Origin of the sequence: Streptomyces humi (assembly GCF_001005085.2) — a bacterium.
Classification (GTDB): domain Bacteria; phylum Actinomycetota; class Actinomycetes; order Streptomycetales; family Streptomycetaceae; genus Streptomyces; species Streptomyces humi.
Window position 1 is genome coordinate 1 of sequence record NZ_LBMU02000116.1, and the last position, 20,428, is coordinate 20,428.

22 protein-coding genes are annotated in these 20,428 nt (G+C 70.7%); 17 read left to right on the forward strand and 5 right to left on the reverse strand.

Annotated elements, in window-relative coordinates; all coding sequences use genetic code 11:
* The 6 genes from AAW13_RS40540 to AAW13_RS40565 form a co-directional block, all read left to right on the forward strand.
* Nucleotides 1–1,263, forward strand: a 1,263-nt coding sequence (locus AAW13_RS40540; RefSeq protein WP_420855522.1) for a sensor histidine kinase, incomplete at its 5' end; no start/stop codon positions are given.
* Between the two features lie 65 nt (nucleotides 1,264–1,328).
* Nucleotides 1,329–2,105: a response regulator gene (locus AAW13_RS40545; protein ID WP_046732334.1), complete on the forward strand. Its 777-nt coding sequence runs from the start codon at nucleotides 1,329–1,331 to the stop codon at nucleotides 2,103–2,105.
* A 107-nt stretch (nucleotides 2,106–2,212) separates the two neighbouring features.
* Entirely contained in the window at nucleotides 2,213–2,398 is a 186-nt protein-coding gene (locus tag AAW13_RS40550; protein ID WP_046732333.1) for a membrane protein, read from the forward strand.
* The gene (locus AAW13_RS40555) at nucleotides 2,398–2,979 is read left to right on the forward strand and encodes a pilus assembly protein TadG-related protein (RefSeq protein ID WP_046732332.1); all 582 of its coding nucleotides are present in this window, start codon (nucleotides 2,398–2,400) and stop codon (nucleotides 2,977–2,979) included. The genes AAW13_RS40550 and AAW13_RS40555 overlap by 1 nt, the downstream gene beginning before the upstream one ends.
* A gap of 35 nt (nucleotides 2,980–3,014) precedes the next feature.
* Nucleotides 3,015–3,599, forward strand: coding sequence for a hypothetical protein (locus AAW13_RS47265; RefSeq protein WP_046732331.1), 585 nt, complete (start codon nucleotides 3,015–3,017; stop codon nucleotides 3,597–3,599).
* Nucleotides 3,600–3,606: 7 nt separating this feature from the next.
* Complete coding sequence (locus AAW13_RS40565; protein WP_046732330.1) at nucleotides 3,607–4,236, forward strand: OmpA family protein; 630 nt, start codon at nucleotides 3,607–3,609, stop codon at nucleotides 4,234–4,236.
* A gap of 79 nt (nucleotides 4,237–4,315) precedes the next feature.
* Here the strand turns inward: AAW13_RS40565 and AAW13_RS40570 are convergent, their stop codons facing one another.
* A complete protein-coding gene (locus AAW13_RS40570) occupies nucleotides 4,316–4,678 on the reverse strand; it encodes a DUF192 domain-containing protein (RefSeq protein ID WP_046732329.1) in 363 nt (120 codons plus the stop codon).
* 230 nt (nucleotides 4,679–4,908) lie between these two features.
* Here AAW13_RS40570 and AAW13_RS40575 point away from each other — a divergent pair, with 230 nt between their 5' ends.
* Genes AAW13_RS40575 through AAW13_RS40600 form a run of 6 tightly spaced genes read left to right on the forward strand, consistent with a single transcriptional unit; the run spans nucleotide 4,909 to nucleotide 9,229 of the window.
* Nucleotides 4,909–5,220, forward strand: coding sequence for a hypothetical protein (locus AAW13_RS40575; RefSeq protein WP_046732328.1), 312 nt, complete (start codon nucleotides 4,909–4,911; stop codon nucleotides 5,218–5,220).
* Nucleotides 5,217–6,509: a hypothetical protein gene (locus AAW13_RS40580; RefSeq protein ID WP_240528902.1), complete on the forward strand. Its 1,293-nt coding sequence runs from the start codon at nucleotides 5,217–5,219 to the stop codon at nucleotides 6,507–6,509. The genes AAW13_RS40575 and AAW13_RS40580 overlap by 4 nt, the downstream gene beginning before the upstream one ends.
* Entirely contained in the window at nucleotides 6,506–7,132 is a 627-nt protein-coding gene (locus AAW13_RS40585) for a hypothetical protein (RefSeq protein ID WP_046732327.1), read from the forward strand. Before AAW13_RS40580 ends, AAW13_RS40585 begins: the two co-directional genes overlap by 4 nt.
* A 10-nt stretch (nucleotides 7,133–7,142) precedes the next feature.
* Entirely contained in the window at nucleotides 7,143–7,802 is a 660-nt protein-coding gene (locus AAW13_RS40590; protein ID WP_206306367.1) for a hypothetical protein, read from the forward strand.
* A 10-nt stretch (nucleotides 7,803–7,812) separates the two neighbouring features.
* On the forward strand, nucleotides 7,813–8,691 hold the full coding sequence (locus AAW13_RS40595) for an LLM class flavin-dependent oxidoreductase (RefSeq protein WP_046732326.1): 879 nt from the start codon (nucleotides 7,813–7,815) through the stop codon (nucleotides 8,689–8,691).
* A 40-nt stretch (nucleotides 8,692–8,731) separates the two neighbouring features.
* Entirely contained in the window at nucleotides 8,732–9,229 is a 498-nt protein-coding gene (locus tag AAW13_RS40600; RefSeq protein ID WP_046732325.1) for a GNAT family N-acetyltransferase, read from the forward strand.
* A gap of 105 nt (nucleotides 9,230–9,334) precedes the next feature.
* Here AAW13_RS40600 and AAW13_RS40605 read toward each other — a convergent pair whose 3' ends face one another.
* The gene (locus AAW13_RS40605) at nucleotides 9,335–9,832 is read right to left on the reverse strand and encodes a DinB family protein (protein ID WP_240528903.1); all 498 of its coding nucleotides are present in this window, start codon (nucleotides 9,830–9,832) and stop codon (nucleotides 9,335–9,337) included.
* 67 nt (nucleotides 9,833–9,899) lie between these two features.
* Between AAW13_RS40605 and AAW13_RS40610 the strand changes: the two genes are divergently transcribed.
* The 5 genes from AAW13_RS40610 to AAW13_RS40635 all read left to right on the forward strand — a co-directional run bounded on the left by AAW13_RS40610 (nucleotide 9,900) and on the right by AAW13_RS40635 (nucleotide 16,817).
* A complete protein-coding gene (locus AAW13_RS40610) occupies nucleotides 9,900–10,697 on the forward strand; it encodes a methyltransferase domain-containing protein (protein ID WP_046732359.1) in 798 nt (265 codons plus the stop codon).
* A 1,009-nt stretch (nucleotides 10,698–11,706) separates the two neighbouring features.
* Nucleotides 11,707–12,480 (forward strand): isoprenyl transferase, encoded by a 774-nt coding sequence (locus tag AAW13_RS40615; protein WP_046732323.1) that lies wholly within the window; start codon nucleotides 11,707–11,709, stop codon nucleotides 12,478–12,480.
* A gap of 408 nt (nucleotides 12,481–12,888) precedes the next feature.
* A complete protein-coding gene (locus AAW13_RS40625; protein WP_046732322.1) occupies nucleotides 12,889–14,214 on the forward strand; it encodes a PhoH family protein in 1,326 nt (441 codons plus the stop codon).
* 426 nt (nucleotides 14,215–14,640) lie between these two features.
* Entirely contained in the window at nucleotides 14,641–15,333 is a 693-nt protein-coding gene (locus AAW13_RS40630; RefSeq protein ID WP_240528904.1) for an aggregation-promoting factor C-terminal-like domain-containing protein, read from the forward strand.
* A 119-nt stretch (nucleotides 15,334–15,452) separates the two neighbouring features.
* Nucleotides 15,453–16,817, forward strand: coding sequence for an AI-2E family transporter (locus tag AAW13_RS40635; RefSeq protein ID WP_046732321.1), 1,365 nt, complete (start codon nucleotides 15,453–15,455; stop codon nucleotides 16,815–16,817).
* Between the two features lie 42 nt (nucleotides 16,818–16,859).
* On the opposite strand, the gene AAW13_RS40640 is transcribed toward AAW13_RS40635, so the two are convergent.
* The 3 genes from AAW13_RS40640 to AAW13_RS40650 are packed head-to-tail and all read right to left on the reverse strand — an operon-like array spanning nucleotide 16,860 to nucleotide 20,403.
* A complete protein-coding gene (locus AAW13_RS40640) occupies nucleotides 16,860–19,196 on the reverse strand; it encodes an ABC transporter permease (protein WP_046732320.1) in 2,337 nt (778 codons plus the stop codon).
* Complete coding sequence (locus AAW13_RS40645) at nucleotides 19,193–19,882, reverse strand: ABC transporter ATP-binding protein (protein WP_046732319.1); 690 nt, start codon at nucleotides 19,880–19,882, stop codon at nucleotides 19,193–19,195. Before AAW13_RS40645 ends, AAW13_RS40640 begins: the two co-directional genes overlap by 4 nt.
* A complete protein-coding gene (locus AAW13_RS40650; RefSeq protein ID WP_046732318.1) occupies nucleotides 19,879–20,403 on the reverse strand; it encodes a PadR family transcriptional regulator in 525 nt (174 codons plus the stop codon). Before AAW13_RS40650 ends, AAW13_RS40645 begins: the two co-directional genes overlap by 4 nt.
* Nucleotides 20,404–20,428: the final 25 nt, after the last annotated feature.

Sequence of the window (20,428 nt, forward strand, 5' to 3'; positions counted from 1 at the left end):
GGTGAGGGGGCTCGGGGGCGCGCGGGTGCCGATGGGGGTGAAGCGGCCGACGGGCGTGAGAGGGCCGGTCGGGGTGAGGGGGTCGAGATCCGGGCGCTTCAGGCCATGTGCCGTCAGGTCTTCGGCTTCCGGCTGGCGATGATCGCCGTGGCCACCCCCGTGGCCCTGCTCAACGCCACCCCCGGCCTCGGCGCCCGCCTGGTCGGCTCGGCGGTGGTCGTCACGTTCATGATCTCGTACGTCCTCTTCCGTGACTGGCGCCGCTTCGGCCCGCTCCTGCTGCGCCACCCCACGCTGCTGGCCGCCGACGCCCTCTTCGGCTCCCTCCTCCTGATCTCGGCCGGCCCCGACACCACCCTGGCGTACGTCAGCGTCTGCACCCCGCTCCTCGCCGGCCTCCTCTACAGCTGGCGCGGAGCGGCCGTCTTCGCCTCGCTCGAGTCCCTGATCCTGCTGCTGGTCCAGGCGACGCTGCACCACCACACCGTCGTCGCCGAGTCCCTGCTCCTGCCCGGGCTCTGTGTCATCACCGGCGCGATGGGCTCGACCCTGCGCACCCTGATGCTGCGCTTCGGCACCGCCACCGAGGCCCTGTCCGAGACCCGGTCCCGGCTGGCCGCCGCTGAGGCGGTGAGCGCCGAACGCGCCCGACTGGCACGGGAGATGCACGACTCGGTGACCAAGACGCTGTACGGCGTCGCCCTGGTCGCCGACGGACTCGCGCACTCGGCGGCCGCGTCCCCGGACCGCCTGGACCCGGCGCTGATCAGAGAGCAGGCGGAACTGGTGGCGAACGCGGCCCGCAGGGCGGCGGCCCAGTCCCGCGACCTCCTGACGGACCTGCGCGCCGAGCCCGACGACGCCACTCCCGACGTCCTCCCACAACTGGCCGCCCTGACCGAGGACTTCACCTCCCGTACGGCCCTCCCCACGACGTACGACGGCCCGGCCGCCCCGGTCCCGCTGCCGGCCGCCACCACCCGCCAGCTGCTGAGCATCGCCGCGGAGGCCCTGGAGAACGCGCACCGCCACGCACGGGCCACCCAGGTCGACGTACGTGCCGTGACGACCCCGACGCACCTCCTGCTGACGATCCAGGACGACGGCCGGGGCCTTCCCGCGGACACCGCCCTCGAAGACCTCGGCCGCACCGGCCACTTCGGCCTGCTCGGCATGACGGAACGGGCCGCGTCGGTGGGCGCCCGGATCGAGCTGTCCGCCGACCGGGGCACGGAGGTCCGGGTGGAACTCCCCCTGCCATGAGGGAACTACATGACGGGAACTACATGGCGGGGACGACATGAGGGTCACGACATGAGGGTCACGACATGACGGAGACGAGAGGAGGCCCCCCAGTGCCACAGCACCCCTTCCCGGAGCGAGCGGAACCCCCGCCGTCGCCCCTGCGCGTCCTGGTGGCCGACGACAACCCGGTCATCCGCGCGGGCCTCACGACGGTGCTCTCCGCGGCGGACGGCCTCACGGTGGTGGCCGAGGCCGAGGACGGCCGCGCTGCCTACGAGGCGGCCCTGCGCCACCGCCCCGACGTGGTCCTCCTCGACGTCCGCATGCCGGGCGTCGACGGCATGACGGCACTGCCCCACCTGGTCCGGCTGGCCCCCGTCATGATGCTGACGTACAGCGACGAGACGGACATCGTCCAGGAGGCCGTACGCCTGGGCGCCGCCGGCTACCTGGTGCACGGCGAGTTCACGACCGCACAGCTGACCCAGGCGGTACGGGACGTGGGCAGCGGCCGACCCCACTTCACACCGACCGCGACGAAAGCATTGCTAGCGCACATCAGAAGCAATGCAACCGCACACTCAACGCCTCAACTGCGCACCAGTAGAGCAAATCACCTCTCCCAAAACCTTTCGCAAATGCAATCCACTGTGAGACAGTCGACGCAGTCCCGGTTTCAACTGAGCGGCAGGGAGGCGGAGATCATGGACCTCATCGCGACCGGCATGGACAACCGGCAGATCGCCGCCGTCTGCTTCATCAGCGAGAAGACGGTCAAGAACCACATCAACCGCATCTTCGCCAAACTCCACACCACCACCCGCGCCCAGGCAACGGCCAAGTGGCTGGGGGTCGCCTGAGATGAACAGGATGAACTGGGTCCGGATTTGGGTCCTGAGACCCTCCGCCGAAGGGTATGTTCCGCCGTACGGTGCCACGATCGGTACCGAACCCGGAGGGGAGCACCATGAGCGACCTGATGCTGAGGATGCTTGTTGCGATGCAGCGGCGCACCGACGACCGGGGTCAGACCGCGGTCGAGTATCTGGGGATCATCGCGGTGGTGGTGGCGATCGTACTGGCGGTCACCGGTACCAGCATCGGCTCGGCGATCCTCGACAAGATCATGGCGCAGATCAACAAGATCGTGTGATGCGTGGCCGCCATTACGGCGACTCAGGGCAGGCCTTCCCCATCTACATCACCGTTGTGGGGGGCCTGCTCTTTCTCGCGTTCGCCTATCTCGCGGTCGGCCAGGCCGCGGTGAACCGGAACGGTGCCCAGACGGCCGCCGACGCGGCGGCGCTGGCCGCGGCGATGAACACGCGTGACGAGCTCGCGGACCAGTGGGTGAAGGACGTACTCGACCCGACCAAGTGGCAGGACATCTTCGACGGCCACATCGACGTCGCCGACTCGTGCTGGCGTGCCGACCAGCTGGCGGCCCAGAACGACGCGACGGCGCAGTGCAGCCCCGACCCGCCGCTGAGTTACCGGGTCGACGCCGAGACGAACAAAACCGTGGGCGACTCCGTGGTGCCCGGCACGGAGAACCTGAAGTCGAAGGCGAAGGCCACTGCCGTGATCGAGCCGCTCTGCACGTTCTCGCTCACCGGCGGGGGCGGCGTCCTGCCCGAACTCACCTGTCGGGACCGGAACTGGACCCTGGATCCGACTGACCTCACGCATCTCCCGGGTCCCGAGGACCTCTTCGACGTCCACCTGGCCGACTGACAAGCGAATCGACGAGTGAAGGAGGAGGCTGAGCGATGAGTGTTCGGTTCACTGCGAAGGCTCGCAGGGGGATGGTCGCCCTGGCCGTTGCGGCCGGTCTCGCCGTAGGCGTCGCGGGTTGCGGCGGCGGTGGCGGCGGTGACGACAAGAGCCCGAAGGCATCCGCCTCCGCGTCGAAGAGCAGTGGATCGAACACGAACGCCCAGGAGGGGCAGTCGGACAATCTGCTGGCCGAACTCAAGGGTGAGGACGGACTGCAACTCCAGATCACCTCGGCCGACCGGGACTCCGGCGGATTCCTCACCGTGAACGGGGTCTTCAAGAACGACGGCTCCCAATCGCTCGTAATCCCCTCGATCCTCCGTGGTGACGAGACCGAGATCGTCCAGCACGGCACGTCACTGGGCGGTGCCACGCTCGTGGACTCCAAGGGCAAGAAGCGTTACTACGTGCTGCGGGACACCGATGGACGACCCCTCACCACGACCGGACTCTCGACGATCCAGGCCGGCCAGACCATCCCCGTCTTCATGCAGTTCCCCGCACCCCCCGCCGACACCGCCGACGTCACCCTCCAGCTCCCCACCTTCTCCAGCGGCACGATCAAGATCTCCGGGTGAGGCCGAAGTGACCACACCACGCCTGCCCCTGACCCTGGGCGCCGCCACGCTCCTGCTCGTCACGAATCTCTACGGCGCGACGGCGGCCCGTGCCGACGGCGGCGGACCGAGCGTGCCTCCGGGGACCGAACCGTCCGCCTCCGCACCCGTGAAGATCGACCCGACCGACCCCGACCTCAAGCTCCCCGAGGGCGCCACCCTGGCCGCGCCCAAGGTGCTGGACATCAAGTCGGTCGTGGAGGACCAGAGCGGGGACGAGCGCCGCGAGGACACCAACGCGGACGTGACGTTCGCCCTCCAGGCCGAGGTGCTGTTCAGCAAGGACAGCGCCAAGCTGAGCGCGGCGGCGAAGTCCCGGATCTCGGCGATCGCGGACGAGATCAGGAAGCAGAACGCGACCCAGGTCCGCGTCTTCGGCTTCACGGACAACCTGGGCTCCTCCGCCCACGGTGACGTCCTCTCCCGCCAGCGCGCCAACGCCGTACAGGGCGTCCTGGACCAGGACCTGAACGACCCGAACATCACCTTCGACGTCCGCGGCTACGGCGAGCAGTACCCGATCGCCGACAACTCCACGGAGGAGGGCCGCAAGAAGAACCGCCGGGTGGAGGTCACGTTCCCGAGGACGGGCAGCTGACCGGGACGGCGTGCGGCTGACCGTAACGGCGGGCGGCTGATCGCCGGAGCTGCCGCGCACGGCGGCTCCGGCACCGCCCTCACCCCACCTCGACGCCGACCCGTGCTCCGACCACCAGGCCCCATCCGGCCATGGCTCCGGCCTCCGCCTCCAGTACGTGCCGAGAGCGGAGCCGGGGCCGGCCGAGGCGCCCCGGCGGCATCGTGCGCACGGCGATGACGGACAGACGGCGGTCCAGGTAGGCGACGTCGATCGGCATCCGCATGCGGAAGGTGTGCACGCTGCCGGCCGGCGAGAGCAGCATCGCGCCGTCGAGCGCGTCGCGGCCCAGCAGCCCCTTCGTGCGGGCCCGGTAGGAGGCCGCGATCTCCAGGGGCACGACGACGGGTTCCCCGTCCGTGTGGATGAGCAGCCGTCCGCGTCCGTCCCGCCAGCGTGCCACGCCCGACCCCTTCCACGGTTCCCCGGAGGTTTCCGTGAAGACGGTATCCACAACACGGGTGACGGGCGATGCCGTCACCGGTCACTCGGACCGGTGACGCCTCCCGGCCCGCAGGCGCCGAGGCGTCTGGCCGACCGCCTTCCGCCGGGCGGGTTCCCGGCACGGGCCCCCGGCGGCGCGCGGCTATCGTCCACGGATCAGGAGACCTCCGGCCCCACCTGGAGTCACGCATGGCTGATCGGCTGAAGGTCGACGACACGGAACTGGACAGGTTCTTCAAGGACCTGAAGAAGGCGCGGGAGTCGTTCTCGGCCCTTCAGAAGGTGTTACGCGATCCGGGGGCCGACGGCCTCGGCACCGACGAACTGGACCGCGCCTGCGACCGGTTCCAGGAGGACTGGCACCACGGCGCCAAGGAGATCGCCGAGCAGATCGGAGAGCTCACGGACATCACGAAGAAGGCGAAGGACGATTTCCACGAGGTCGACGTGGCCTTGGAGAGAGCTTTGGAGAACGCGCGCCGGAAGGGCGGGGTCAGGTGACGGTCGCGGACCCCTGCCCGCATCTCGGCTTCGACCCGGCGCCCGGCAGCACGGACCTGGTGCGGGACATGCAGCGCAGGCTGACCGACTGCGCCAAGGAGATGGAGAAGGCCCACTCCAAGGTCACGAGTCTGATGGACGGGAGCTACTGGGAGGGCGATGCCGCGGTCGCCTTCCGGGAGCAGCTGGCGGGCGGTCCGCTGCCGCTCAACCTGAAGAACGGCGCCCACTCCGTCCGCAAGGCCGCGCGACAGCTCGGTCTGTGGGGCACGGAGCTGGCGGAGTTCCAGCGGCGGGCGAGGAAACTCGACGGTGAGGCCAAGAACGCGCGCGAGGCGCTGCGGCGCGCTCAGAGGCACGCGGAAGAGACGGGTGGCACGCCGCCGGGCGGAAGCGGGACGCACCGCGGGGTGACGGCGGCCCAGGGCGACCTGGACGACGTGCTGAAGCGCGCCCGAGCCCTCGCGGGCGAACACGAGGACACCGCGCGCGAGCGGGCCCGGCACATCGGCGACGCCACGCACAAGCTGGCTCCGCACGAGCCGGGTGCGTGGGACAGGTTCACGGACTGGCTGGGCGACAACCTCCCGGACATCCTCAGCGCGTGCGCCGCCGTACTCGGTGTGATCGCGCTGCTGGGCCTCACGGCGGTGGCCCCCTGGATGCTGTTCCTGGCGGCGGGACTCCTCAGCGCCATGGCCTTCGGCCTGCGCGTCAGCGACCCCGAGGTCCTGGCCTCACTGACGGACGGCTTCACCAAAGGCGAACTGGACATCGACTTCTGGGCCAACCTCCTAGGCACAGCAGGAGACTTCCTGGGACTGCTCCCAGGCCTGGGCGCGGTGACCAAGGGTGGTTACCTCGGGCTTCGTTCAGTCGGCGAATCCGGAGAACTGCTGTCGCTCGTAGGCGAAGGCGACGAGGCGCTGACGCTCGGGCAGAGACTCGCGAGGGCGGGCACCAATGTCGGGACATCGTTGAAGGGCGTGGGGACCTCGATCAGAACGGAAGCCTCCGCAGCCGGAGGAGCGGCGAGCTTTCTGGCTCATTCGCGGGTGTTCGGCGGCAGGCTGGCGCCGGTGGTGGAGAAGATCGACAAACCGGCAACGGTCCTGGGGGCAGGGACAGCCGTCTACGGTGTGACGAGCAGTTTCGTCGGCACACTGGACAACGACGCGGCCAAGACGGTCGGCAACCTCCTCGACGGCCCCAGAACCCTGGGTGTCGATGTCCCGGCGACACTGGGTGCGCTGCATTTCCTGCTGCGCGGCGCGGGTGAGGCGTCGTGAGAAGAGCCCCCTACGCGATCGACGACTCGGCGCGCAGCGAGGACGCGGATGTCTGGTTCGCGCTGCCACCGGGATTCGTGCCCCTGCCACTCCAGGAACTCACGGTCACCTGGAGCACGCCGGAACAGGCCCTGGGGCGGATGACGGACTTCGGTCCGGTTCTCCGGCTGGCCGGGTTGCTCGTGGAAGCGGGAACGGTGCACTGCTGCCTCGGGCTGCACGTGGACGACGAGGGAGGCGGCGGTCCGCTGTCGTCTCTCTTCACGCTCGCCTGGCGGCGGACCGGCTGGGCTCCACGCAGTGTGCTGGCGGCGCGCGCGGCAGCCGGAGCGGAGCGGGCGGAGCACATCGAGGCGCTCGACCTGCCGTGCGGCCCGGCCGCGCTCGTACAGACCCGCCTGGCCGCGCCGCCGGAACTGGGCCTCGCCACACCCTGCGAACTGCTCCAGGTCACGGCCTATGTGCCGTGTCCGGACGGAGAGAGGATCGCGATCCTCTCACTGGCCACGACAGCCGTCCGACGGGCGGGTCATTACCGCGCCCTGCTCACGGACATCGCCGGTACGGTCAGTTTCGAATGCCCGCTTACCGATGGATCCCATGACGTATCCGACAAGGACTGACATGCACCCCATGCATCTGCTCACGGCCTGGGACGACCCGGCGACCCGCCGTGCCTGGACGAAGCTGTTGATCGGTGCCCTTCTCGGTCAGATCCTGTGGCCTGCGGCCTGGCTCGGGCTCCTGGCGTGGTACGTGGGCATGTCGATCACCTGGACGTTGTGGCTCTTCTTCGTCCCGATGTCCTACGCGTTCTACCGGACATTCCTCCAATGGGCCTATTGGAGAAGCGCCTTTCGCGCACGACGTCTGCTGAGGCACTACCCGTGGCAGGAGTACGAGGCCCCGGAGAGCGGCATCGGCAACCTCCCCGGGGTCCCAGACGGCTACGCCTGGCTGAGGTTCCCCAACCCCGAAGCACCGGCTCAGCCAGTCACCATGGTGATGCACTCGCATCTGCGCTCCGTCTGGTGGGGTGGACGCCTCGGCAGGCGCGCCACAACCGAGCGGAAGGCACAGGTTCGGAAGATCTGGTTCGCGGGCGACCCCCGCTTCGCCGCGGTGATCGCCGTACCGGGCCCACGCCACCTCTACGTGATTCATCAGCGCTCGAGCTACCACCCGGGCATCCCGGCCGACGGCGGGGGAGCCGGACCCCAGGCCCTCGAACTCGCTCGACGCGCTGGTGTCCGGGTCCCGGCGCCCGGTTGCAGCGGCCCGGTCGCCGGGTAGGACCACCTCCATGACTGCGCTTGGTGCTGTGTTTCGGCCTCAGTTGCCGCCTGAGCGGCTGCGTGATGTGGTTCGGGTCGCCGATGAGGCGGGGCTCGAGGAGTTGTGGCTGTGGGAGGACTGCTTCCGGGAGGGCGGGATCTCGGCTGCCGCCGCCGCGCTCGCCTGGAGTGAGCGGGTGCGGATCGGCGTGGGGCTGCTGCCCGTGCCGTTGCGGAACGTGGCCGTCACCGCGATGGAGGCGGCCGCGCTGCACCGGATGTTCCCGGGGCGCCCCGTGCTCGGCGTCGGTCACGGCGTGCAGGACTGGATGGGGCAGGTCGGCGCCCGCGCCGAGTCCCCGCTGACCCTGCTGCGGGAACATCTGGACGCCCTGCGCGCCCTGTTGCGCGGGGAGCGGGTGAGCGTGCAAGGGAGGTACGTCCGGCTCGACGACGTCGCGCTGGACTGGCCGCCGGCCACCCCCGTCGACGTCCTCGCCGGCGCCGAGGGCCCTCGTACGCTGCGGCTGTCCGGGGAGGCCGCCGACGGGACCGTGCTCACCTCCGCCACCTCCCCCGACGGGGTCCGCCGGGCCCGCGCCCTCATCGAGGAGGGGCGGCTGGCCGCGGGACGCGATGCCGGCGGCCCGCACCACGTCGTCGTCTACCTGCTCACCGCCACCGGACCCGACGCCCCCGCCCGGCTGCGCGCCGAACTCGTCGCTGAGGGCCTGGAGTCCGTGCCCGACCTCGGTGTCGCCGGGGACGCGGACGCCGTCGCCAAGGCCGTGCAGCGGCTCGCGGAGGCCGGCGCCGACACCGTGATCCTCCAGCCGACGGCGGACGAACCCGACCCCGAGGGCTTCGTACGGTTCACCGCGCGGGAGGTCCGGCCGCTCGTGCCGTGAGCCCGGCCCGTTGTCAGTGGCGGGTGCCACACTCGCCGGTATGACGACCGACGACGTACGCCTGCGGCCCGTACGGGACGACGACCTCGAACTGTTCCTCGCCTACGAGCACGACCCGGAGGCCGTCCGGCGGTCGAGGTTCACCCCCCGGCCGCGGGACGCCTTCCTCCGGCACTGGAGGAACAGGGTGCTCGGGGATCCGACGGGCCTGGTGCGGACCGTCGAGGTGGACGGCGAGGTCGCGGGGAACATCGTCGCCTGGTGGGAGGGGCGGCGGCGGTTCACCGGCTACTGGCTGGGGCGGCCCTACTGGGGCCGGGGCGTCGGCAGCCGCGCCCTCGCCCTCTTCCTCCGGGAGGAGACCGTACGCCCCCTGTACGCGGACCCGTTCGCCGCGAACACCGCCTCCGTACGGCTGCTGGAGAAGAACGGGTTCGTGCCGTACGACGACCCCGAGCACCCGGTGGACGAGGGGTTCGTGCTCCTCGTGCTGCACGCCCCCCACCCGGCAGACGCTCCCACCGACGAGCTCCCCTGACCCCGGCCTCCTCCTGACCCCGGCCTCCTCCTGACCCCGGCCCCTTGCCGCCCGACCTCAAACCCCTGACCCCGGACCCCCGACCCAGCGTCACCTCACCTCACTTCACTCCGTGTCCGTGGGCCGTGGGTGGTCGCCGGTCGCGCCGTCGATCAGTTCCCGCAGGATGTCCATGTGCCCGGCGTGCCGTGCCGTTTCCTCGATCATGTGCACCAGGACCCAGCGCAGCGACACCTCGTGGTCCCGCCAGTCCGGCCGACCCAGCGCGTCCAGCGGCCGGCCGGCGATCACCGCGTCGGCCGCGGCGCGCGCACGGCCGTAGAAGTCGACGATCCGCCCGGTCGACTCCCCGGGCCCGACCGACATGTCCTCGTCGCTGTAGGGGTCGAACCAGAGCGGCTCGACCTCGCCGCCGAAGCTCGCCACGAACCAGCCGTACTCCACCGAGGCCAGGTGCTTGACCAGACCCAGCAGGTTCGTCCCCGACGGGGTCACCGGCCGCCGCAGCTGTTCGTCGTCGAGGTCCCGCAGTTTCCACAGCACCGCGTCCCGGTGCCGGTCGAGGCTCGTGCGCAGGATTTCCTTCTCACCAGCGGTGTACATCCCATCGGTCTCCATGGCGGGCGAAAATATCAGCGGGCACCGACAACGGACTGGGACCATGCGGCTCATGACAGAGCAGCGGCACCGCACCTTCGAGGACCTTGTCGCCGAGGGGGCCGGCGTGCCGACGGAGGGCTGGGACTTCTCCTGGTTCGAGGGCCGTGCCACCGAGGCGCGCCCGTCCTGGGGCTACGCCCGGTCGGCGGGTGCCCGGCTGGCCCGCGCGGCGGCGGCGCTCGACGTGGAGACCGGCGGCGGTGAGGTGTTCGACTTCGCCCTCGGTGCGGCGGCCCCGGACCGGCCGCGGCTGCTCGCCGCCACCGAGAGCTGGCCGCCGAACGTCACCCGGGCGGGCGCCCTGCTGGGCCCGCGCGGTGTGGTGGTCGTCGCCGCCACCCAGGATGCCCCGCTCCCGTTCGCCGACGGGACCTTCGACCTGGTGCTCAGCAGACATCCGGTACGGGCGGACTGGACCGAGATCGCCCGGGTGCTGCGGCCGGGCGGTACCTACTTCGCCCAGCACGTCGGGCCCGCCAGCGCCTTCGAACTGGTCGAGTACTTCCTGGGCCCGCAGCCGGAGGCCGTCCGCGGCGGGCGTCACCCCGACCGGGAGCGGGCCGAGGCGGAGGCGGCCGGGCTCGAGGTGGTCGACCTGCGCGCCGAACGGCTCCGCATGGAGTTCCACGACATCGCCGCGGTCGTGCACTTCCTGCGCAAGGTCGTGTGGATGGTCCCGGGCTTCACCGTCGAGGCCCACGAGTCCCGACTCCGCGCCCTGCACCGGCAGATCGAGACGGACGGACCCTTCGTCGCGCACAGCAGCAGGCACCTCTTCGAGGCCCGCAAGCCGGGCGGCCGGCCCTGATGCACCGGCCTTGGAATGCCAGGCGCCGAAGAATGGCCAAGAACCGCCGTCCGGGCCGGCCGACGTCCATCCCGCCCGCACCCGGCCCCCGGGAAACCCGCTCGCGGCCACGCCGATCCGCGCGGCCCTGAGCAGGTCCGGGCGGGGCTCGGTTCGCATTGCGTGGCATTTGCCGTCGGATTGACTCAATACGGATGACTTGGGTCATCTCGTGTTACAAGTTATGAAACTGTGCATACGCGAACTCAAAGCCTTCGTGGAGCCTCCCCGCTCGCCCCATCGCTTTCACGGCGTTCCCACATCGTTACCGTTGTCGCTTCATGTGGACCCGATGGCTCACGTAAGTTCAGACCAAGGCAATTCGCGTGAGCAAAGCTGCGCGGGCGGTACCGCGCAGTGGAGGGGGCTGCGCGGTGCCGCGATGTCCCGTCCGTCCCCGTCAAGCCGCCGTTCGCAGCGGGGTCGCCCGTCGGAGGGACGGTCGGACAACACGCCGAGGCGGCCCCAAGGCGCCTCAAACCCTCTTGATCTCCCCGTTGGCGGCCACTTTCCCTGGGATTCCGCCGTGAATCGGCCATGCGGGACCCCCGAATCCAGCGTTTCCACCCCATCGGGGCGTCGCCGGACGACTCCGGAGAGTAGTGGTGACGCGCCAATGCACGCAGCATCACTTACGAAGGGTTATGGTGGAAACCCCCCCTCGGGCCGGTCCGTCTCCCCCCCACGGACCGGCCCGTTTTTTTGCCCCGGACCTCACCGGCGGTGCCGAAGCGCCCCGGGTCCGGCATCCCGGCGTCCCGGGGGCCGCGTGGCCAACCGCACGACCGGCCGCGATCCGGCTGTAACCAGCAACGACCGGCCGCGACGCGTCCCCGGCCGCGCTCGCACCACAACTCCCCACCCCCACGGGCGCCCTCCCGCCGAACCCCCATCAACTCCCAGCGGGGTAGGCTTCGGCCCGCGGATTCCCGCAGACTCCCGCAGCCGAATCACGAGGGGCGGACTTCAAGTGAACCTGCGCGACAAGCTGCGCGGCCTGCTCGTCAGGCTCTACGCACGCCGGGTGGAAGGCCACCTGGACCACGCTCAGGTGCCCAAGCACATCGGCGTCATCATGGACGGCAACCGCCGCTGGGCGAAGGCCGCAGGGTCCAGCACCGTGCACGGCCACCGGGCCGGCGCCGAGAAGATCGAGGAGTTCCTCGGCTGGTGCTCCGAGACCGACGTCGAGGTCGTCACCCTCTGGCTGCTGTCCACGGACAACTTCGACCGGGCCAAGGAGGAACTGGTCCCCCTCCTCGGCATCATCGAGGACGTGGTCCGCACCCTCGCCGCCGACGGGCGCTGGCGCGTCCACCACGTCGGTACCCCCGACCTGCTGCCCACCCCGATGCAGACGGCGCTGAAAGAGGCCGAGGAGGCCACCGCGCACGTCGACGGGATACTGGTGAACGTCGCCATCGGCTACGGCGGCCGGCAGGAGATCGCCGACGCCGTCCGCTCGATGATCCTCGACGCCCACGACAAGGGCGTCTCGATGGAGAACCTCGCCGACTCCGTGGACGTCGACATGATCGGCCGTCACCTCTACACGGGTGCCCAGCCCGACCCGGACCTGGTGATCCGCACCAGCGGCGAGCAACGGCTGTCCGGATTCATGCTCTGGCAGACCGCCCACTCGGAGTACTACTTCTGCGAGGTCTTCTGGCCCGCGTTCCGCAAGGTCGACTTCCTGCGCGCCCTGCGTGACTACGCGGCCCGCCACCGCCGCTACGGCGGGTGACGTCACCGTGACGGCCGACGCGGACACGGCACACCTTCGGGGTGCCACGTCCGCACCTGGCAACACGGTCGTCACGACGGACGACCACGCCTCGCCCATGAGGTGTGAATCACCCGTTCCGGGACAGGGGTAACGCGGAGTTCACCTTCCCGTCGTTGCAGAACGTTGCATGGCGGCGCATGTTCGAGGGCATAAGCCAAGCAGGTCGATGCCCGAACCACGGGCGTCGGATCTCAGCGGGCGGCTCGGGGCCGTCCGCCCGGGAGGCCCTTTGCACCAGCCCGACCGTGCGGTCACGGCACGGACGCAGCAGCGGGGGGCCGGTTTTCGGCCCGTGCAGAGCGGCCGGCAACCGGTCCAGCTTCTCCTCGTCGCTCCCCGACCTCATCCGAGGGGGTACGTCCTTCCGTGGTGACCAGCACAACGCGCCGCAAGTCCGACCGGCGCACCTATGTTCTCGACACCAGCGTCCTGCTGGCCGACCCGAACGCCATGGCCCGCTTCGAGGAGCACGAGGTCGTGCTCCCCATCGTCGTGGTCACGGAGCTGGAGGCCAAGCGGCATCATCCCGAACTCGGCTACTTCGCCCGGCAGGCCCTGCGTCTGCTCGACGACTACCGGGTCCGGCACGGCCGCCTCGATGCCCCCATCCCGATCGGCGAGCTGGGCGGCACGATCCGTGTCGAGCTCAACCACTCGGACCCCAGCGTGCTGCCGAGCGGCTACCGCCTGGGGGACAACGACTCCCGCATCCTCGCGGTCGCCCGCAACCTTCAGGCCGAGGGGTACGACGTCACCGTCGTCTCGAAGGACCTGCCGCTCAGGATCAAGGCGTCCTCGGTCGGCCTCCTCGCCGAGGAGTACCGTGCCGAGCTCGCCATCACGGACTCCTCCGGCTGGACCGGGATGTCCGAACTGACCCTGTCCGGCGAACAGGTGGACACCCTCTTCGAGGAGGGCCGGCTGTACGTCCCGGAGGCGGCGGACCTGCCCGTGCACACCGGCCTGACCATCCAGTCCGAGCGCGGCAAGGCGCTCGGCCGGGTGACGCCCGAGGGCAGCGTCCGGGTGGTGCGCGGCGACCGGGAGGCGTTCGGCATCAAGGGCCGCAGCGCCGAGCAGCGCATCGCGCTCGACCTGCTGCTCGACCCGGACGTCGGCATCGTGTCGATGGGCGGCCGGGCCGGCACCGGCAAGAGCGCGCTGGCGCTGTGCGCGGGCCTGGAGGCGGTCCTGGAGCGCCGTCAGCACCAGAAGGTGATGGTCTTCCGGCCGCTGTACGCGGTCGGCGGGCAGGAACTGGGCTATCTGCCGGGCAGTGAGGCGGAGAAGATGAGCCCCTGGGCGCAGGCCGTCTTCGACACCCTCTCCGCGGTCACCAGCCGGGAGGTCATAGAGGAGGTCACCGCCCGCGGGATGCTGGAGGTCCTGCCGCTCACCCACATCCGCGGCCGCTCCCTGCACGACGCGTTCGTGATCGTGGACGAGGCCCAGTCGCTGGAAAGGAACGTCCTGCTGACCGTTCTGTCCCGGATCGGCGCAAATTCGCGGGTGGTTCTGACCCATGACGTGGCGCAAAGGGACAATCTGCGGGTGGGCCGTTACGACGGCGTGGTCGCCGTGGTCGAGAAACTGAAGGGGCATCCGCTCTTCGCGCATGTCACCCTCACGCGGTCCGAGAGGTCCCAGATCGCCGCACTTGTGACCGAAATGCTGGAGGACGGACACATCTGATCCATGTGACCCCTGTGTCCAACTTGAGCTGAAGGCCCGTCCGTTGGCGCCGTCCGGCAAAGGCCCCGAGCCTAGCCGGGCGGCGCCTTCGTGCGTGGGGGTTTCCTGAAAACCCCTGGGGGAAACGGGATGTGAGCTTTCACACGCAACTCGGAATTGCCACCCGGCGTCGGGTTACGGCAGAGTCTCATTCCTGTCAGGCCCCGCATACGACACACCCGTACCCCCAGCGGTGCGGAACCACAGAAGCACACAGCTAATTCCATAGCGACGTCGTATGCCGCCCGAGCACCAAGCGGCGCTCTCCTAGCGGGAGTTGCCCACCGGGCCCGTGTCTCCCGTGACCCAGTAGTGAGGAGACCAGCGTCGGGGGCAAGATTGCGTCCGCCAGGGTCACCGAAGCGGGCGATGCTGGAAGGAAACCGTGTGAGCCGGATCTCGGTCCGGGGATTCGCAGTGGCTTCGGCCACCGCGGTCACCGCTGTCGGAAGCGTCGTCGGTGTTGCCTCGGGCAGCGTGGCGCAGCCGAACAACGACGCAGAGGCGACAGCAGCCGACACCACGCTCCTCGCCGACCTGCCCGCTGGTCAGCAGGCCCAGGTGCAGACCGCCTCCCTGACGCAGCAGGCCGACGCCATGGCGATCCAGGCCGACGCGTCCGCCAAGAAGGACGCCGAGCAGGCGGCCCGGGTGGCGGCGGCCAAGACCGCGACCGCCAAGAAGGCCGCGGCCGAGCAGGCGGCCAAGGAGGCCAAGGAGCGCGCCGAGGCGAAGAAGGCGGCCAGCCGCTCCGCGTCCGTGGCCAGCTTCCCGGTCCAGAGCTCGTACACCGTGGCGCAGATCCAGGCGATGGCGCAGAGCATGGTGGCCGGCGGCCAGTTCCAGTGCTTCAGCAACATCGTGGACCACGAGTCCAGCTGGAACTACCGCGCGGTCAACGCCTCCTCCGGTGCCTACGGTCTCTTCCAGGCCCTGCCCGGCTCCAAGATGTCCTCCGTCGGAGCCGACTGGCAGACCAACCCCGCCACGCAGATCAAGTGGGGCCTGAACTACATGAACTCCCGCTACGGCAGCCCGTGCGAGGCCTGGTCCTTCTGGCAGGCGAACCACTGGTACTAGAGCCCACTCGGCTTCTCAACCTTCGACAGCCCCTCCCCGTCCTAGGGGGAGGGGCTGTCGCCCTGTACGGTCGGAGCGAACGACTCCAGGGGGGAGTGGTGAGCAACAGAGGGCGGATCATGTCGCGAGTGCCTCAGTGGCTCGGCCGGCTCGGTGCCGGACTGACCGAGATGGGCGAGCGGTTGGACGAACGCCGGGCCGAGGTGGAGCGGGAGCACGGCGAGCCGGAACCGGCCCCGCCGCCCCCGCCCGTGCCGGCACCCGCCACCGCCGCCGTACCGGCCCAGAAGCCCCGCAGGCCCGTCCGCCGCCCCGACCCCGTCACGGCGGTCCCCTGGGGCGTACGGGTCGCGGCCGAGGCCGGCTGGCGCCTGCTGGTGCTCGCGGGCACGGTCTGGGTCCTGATGCGGGTCATCAGCGCCGTGCAACTGGTCGTCTTCGCCTTCGTCATCGCCCTGCTGGTCACCGCGCTGCTCCAGCCCACGGTCGCCTGGCTGTGCCGGCGCGGCATGCCCCGCGGTCCGGCCACGGCGCTCACCGCGATCTCCGGGTTCGTGGTCATCGGCCTGATGGGCTGGTTCGTGACCTGGCAGGTCATGGAGAACATCGACACGCTCTCCGACCAGATCCAGAGCGGCATCGACGACCTGCGCAACTGGCTGCTGAAGAGCCCCTTCCACGTCACCGACAAGCAGATCAACCAGATCGCCAAGAACCTCCGCGAGGCGATCGGCGCCAACACCGACCAGATAACGTCCTTCGGTCTGGAGGGCGTCCAGGTCGTGGTCGAGGCGCTGACCGGTCTGCTGCTGGTCTTCTTCTCGACGCTCTTCCTGCTCTACGACGGTGCGCGCATCTGGCAGTGGTTCCTGAAGCTGGTCCCCTCCGCCGCCCGCGACGGCGTGGCCGGCGCCGGGCCGCGCGCCTGGCGCACCCTGACGGCCTACGTCCGGGGCACGGTGCTGGTCGCCCTCATCGACGCCATCTTCATCGGCCTGGGCATCTACTTCCTGGACGTCCCGATGGCCGTCCCGCTCGCCGTCTTCATCTTCCTGTTCTCGTTCATCCCCCTGGTCGGCGCGGTGGCCTCGGGTGCCCTGGCGGTGGTGGTCGCGCTCGTCACCCAGGGCGTGTTCACGGCCGTCATGACGCTGGTCGTGGTCCTCGCCGTGCAGCAGATCGAGGGCCACGTCCTACAGCCGTTCATCCTCGGCCGGGCGGTCCGGGTGCACCCGCTCGCCGTGGTCCTCACGGTCGCGGCCGGCGGCATGGTCGCGGGCATCGGCGGCGCGGTGGTGGCCGTACCGCTGGTGGCGGTGACGAACACGGTGGTCAGCTACCTCCACCAGTACTCGCACGAACGGTACGTGGACGCGGAGCCCGAGGACGCCGCCCCGCCGCCGGATCCGGCTCCTTCGGAACCCGAGGACGCGGTCGTGCCGGCCGACGCCGGGGCCGAGAACGCCGAGGACCCCGCCCACTGATCGGTGAGCGGGGCCCACGGCCCGGCGCCGGGCCCGTGACCGCTATTCGGTCCGCAGGCCGTCCGGGCGCATCAGCCGCAGCAGCGGCGGCAGGCTGAGCAGGGTCACCGCGACGACGATCCCCGCGCCGATCCCGGTCATCGACAGCACGCTCGGCCAGTCCACGCGCAGCGGCACCGCCGTCATCTTCATCAGCACCCCGCCGAGCGTCAGCCCGACCGCCGTCGCCAGCAGCAGGCCCAGCGTGATGGGGATCGCGGTCTGCCACAGCACGGACAGCGTGAGGGTACGGCGCCGGGTGCCGAAGGCGATCAGCGCCGACAGCAGCTTCCTGCGTTCCCGCAACTGCTCCAGCTGGGAGACGAGGAGACTCGCCCCGATGAGGGCCAGCACGGCGGCCGCGCCCACGAACAGGCCGGTGCGGATGGTGTCGAACTTCTCGTCGCGGGTGGTCGCCTCCCAGGTCCAGGTGTAGGCGAGCGGGTCGATGCCCATGGCGGCGGTGCGCACCTGCTCCTCGGCCTCCGGCACCGCCTGGTCCAGCCGCAGGTACACGCTCGCGCGCAGCCCGGTCAGCGCCTTCGCGGGCAGCGCGGACGGTGTGACCAGGACTCCGCTGAGGTCGGTGCTCAGCGCGTCCTTGCGGGTGGCCACCTTCGGGAGCTTCGCCGGTACGGTCCAGGGCGCCTCGGCGCCGGGGCTGCCGGAGTAGGAGGGGTCGACCCACACGGCGCGGCCCGGGGCCAGCAGTTTGCGGGCGGCCGGTTCGTCGGACCAGTCGGCGGACAGGAAGGCGTCGCCGTCGCGGCAGGAGGGCAGGGTGGCCACCTCGCGCAGGGCCGCGCAGTCGCCGACGATGAGCTGCATGCTGTTGTCCGGGTCGAGGCGCTTGGCGCTGTACTCCGTACGGGACAGCGCCACCGCCGCCCGCACGCCGGTGGTTCCCTCGAGCTTCGCCCCCGCGGCGGCCACCTGGACGCCGTCCGGCAGGTCCACCTCCATCTGGGCACGGTTCGGGTCCTGCCCGGTGTTCTTGGTGAAGTCGGCCTGGACACCGGCGAACAGCATCTGGAGGGCGATCGCGCCGGCCACCGCGACCGCGACGCCGTTGACCATGCGGGCCGCCGTACCGCTGCTCAACTGGAGCCTGCGCACCGCGAGTTGCCAGGACACGGCGCCGTCGCCGAGTCGGCCGACGGTGCGTTCCACCACCCAGGGCAGCAGCGCGGTGACACCGACGAGCAGGGCCAGCACGCCCCCCGTCACCAGGTACTGGTTGAAGTTCCCGTTGTCGGCGCCCTGCCCGATCATCGGGGCGAGCATCGCGAGGCCGCCGACCGGCAGCAGCAGCCGCCACCACAGCCGGCGCCGGGTGGGCCGGGCCGTGCGCACCACGCCCAGCGGCTCGATGACGACCCGGCGCAGCGCGAACAGCGTCACGAGGACCGCGGCCGCCGGCACCGCGACGGCGACCAGCGTGGCCAGGGCCGGCGTCGGGTTGAGGTAGTCGGGGAAGACGCTGACCCCGAACAGCTCGACGGTGGCCGCCGCCTGACTGCCCAGCACGAAGAAGCCGGTACCGAGCACCAGGCCGAGCACCGCGCCCGCCAGGGCCTCCCCGGCGGCGATCCGCCGGACCATCCGGCCGTCGCAGCCCACCAGCCGCAGCGCCGCGAGCCGCCGGTCGCGCCGCTCACCGCCGAACCGTACGGCGGTGGCGATGAAGATGCCGACCGGGGCCAGCAGCACCACGAAGACGAGCAGCACGAGGAGCAGCAGAACCGGGTCCAGGCCCTCCGACGACTCGCCGGAGACGTTCCCGAAGCGCTTGATGCGGCCCACGCCGGGGTCGTGTCCGATCTGCCGGTCCAGCCCCCGCTCGCCCAGGTAGTAGGCGAGTTCCGTCGGGCCGATCAGCCCCCGCTCGCCGATCGTCCCGACCACCTTCGCGGGCAGCCGCTCCCGCAGCAGCCCGTTGCCGGGCGCCTTGAGCAGCTTGTCCAGGGCGGGGGAGACGTACATCTCGCCGGGCGCCGGGACGCGGTCGATGCCCACCGGCACCGGCGGGTGTGCCCCGTCCGGTGCGACCAGCCGGGCCCGGATGTCCGCGCCGTGCCACGAGGTGTTCACGTGGGCGACGACGATCGTGTCGTCCGCCGCCGGGATCTTCGGCGGGGTCAGCGAGAAGTCCTGCCGCACGTCCTCCTTGGCGTGCCGGGCGTCCAGGATGTCCGGCACCGCCGCGGTGAGCAGCAGCAGGGCCACGCCGAGGCCCACGCCGACCGCGGTCAGCAGGGCCCGGATCCAGCCCTCGCGGCCGCCGGTCAGGGCGAACCGCGCCCCCATGGCCAGGTCCCCGGCCCAGCGCCGTGCGCTCATACGGCCCGCTCCATGTCCCGTGACTTCCCGTCGCGTACGACGATCTCGCGGTCGGAGTAGGCGGCGACCCGGGCCTCGTGCGTGACCAGTACGACGGCCGCGTTGGTGGAGCGGGCGGCGTCGGTCAGCAGTTCCATCACGCGCTCGCCGTTGAGCGAGTCGAGCGCGCCGGTCGGTTCGTCCGCGAACACCACGCGCGGCCCCGTCACCAGCGCCCGCGCGACCGCGACCCGCTGGCCCTGGCCGCCGGAGACCTCGCCGGGCCGCTTCTTCGCCAGCTCGTCGACCTCCAGCCGGGCCATCCAGTCGCGGCCCGTCTTCTCGGCCTCCTTGCGGGGGGTGCCGCTCAGCCGGAGCGGCAGCGCCACGTTCTCCACACAGGTCAGCTCCGGGACGAGCTGCCCGAACTGGAAGACGAACCCGAACTCGCTGCGCCGCAGCGCGCTGCGCTCGGCGTCGGTCATGCCCGACATCTCCCGCCCGGCGTAGACGATCGACCCGGCGTCGGGCGTCACGATCCCGGCGAGACAGTGCAGCAGGGTGGACTTGCCGGAGCCGGAGGGCCCCATCAGGGCGACGACCTCGCCCGCGTGGATGGAGAACTCGGCCCCGTCGAGGGCGACGGTCGGGCCGTACGTCTTGCGCAGCCCCTCGGCCGCGAGCAGCGAACCTGCGGGCGCGGTCACCTGGCCACCTCCGTACGGAGCTTGTCGAGCCGGGCCGCGGTCAGCTCCAGCCACCGCAGGTCCGCCTCCAGGTGGAACAGCGCGTGGTCGCAGACGAGCTGGTCGGCGAGGTCGCCGTGGCGCTTGCGGTCGGTGAGGATCCGCATGCTGCGCAGGTGCTCGGAGCGCTGGCTGTCGAGGATGTCGGCGGCGTCGCGGTGGGTCAGCAGCGCGAGGACGACCTTGGTGTACAGGGTCGACTGGAGGTACTCCTCCGGCTTCTCCGGGGTCGCCAGCCACTTCTCGACGTCGGTGATCCCGGCGTCGGTGATGGCGTACCGCTTCCGCTCGGGGCCGCCGCCGGCCTCGATGCCGTCGACTTCTACGAGCCCGTTCTTCAGCAGCCGGGACATCGTCGAGTAGACCTGGCCGTAGTGCAGCGGCCGGTCGTGACCGAACTTCTCGTCGAACGCCCGCTTCAGGTCGTAGCCGTGGCGCGGGCCGGACTCCAGGAGCCCCAAAAGGGTGTGACCGATGGACATGCCAGCACTCTACACACGGTGTATA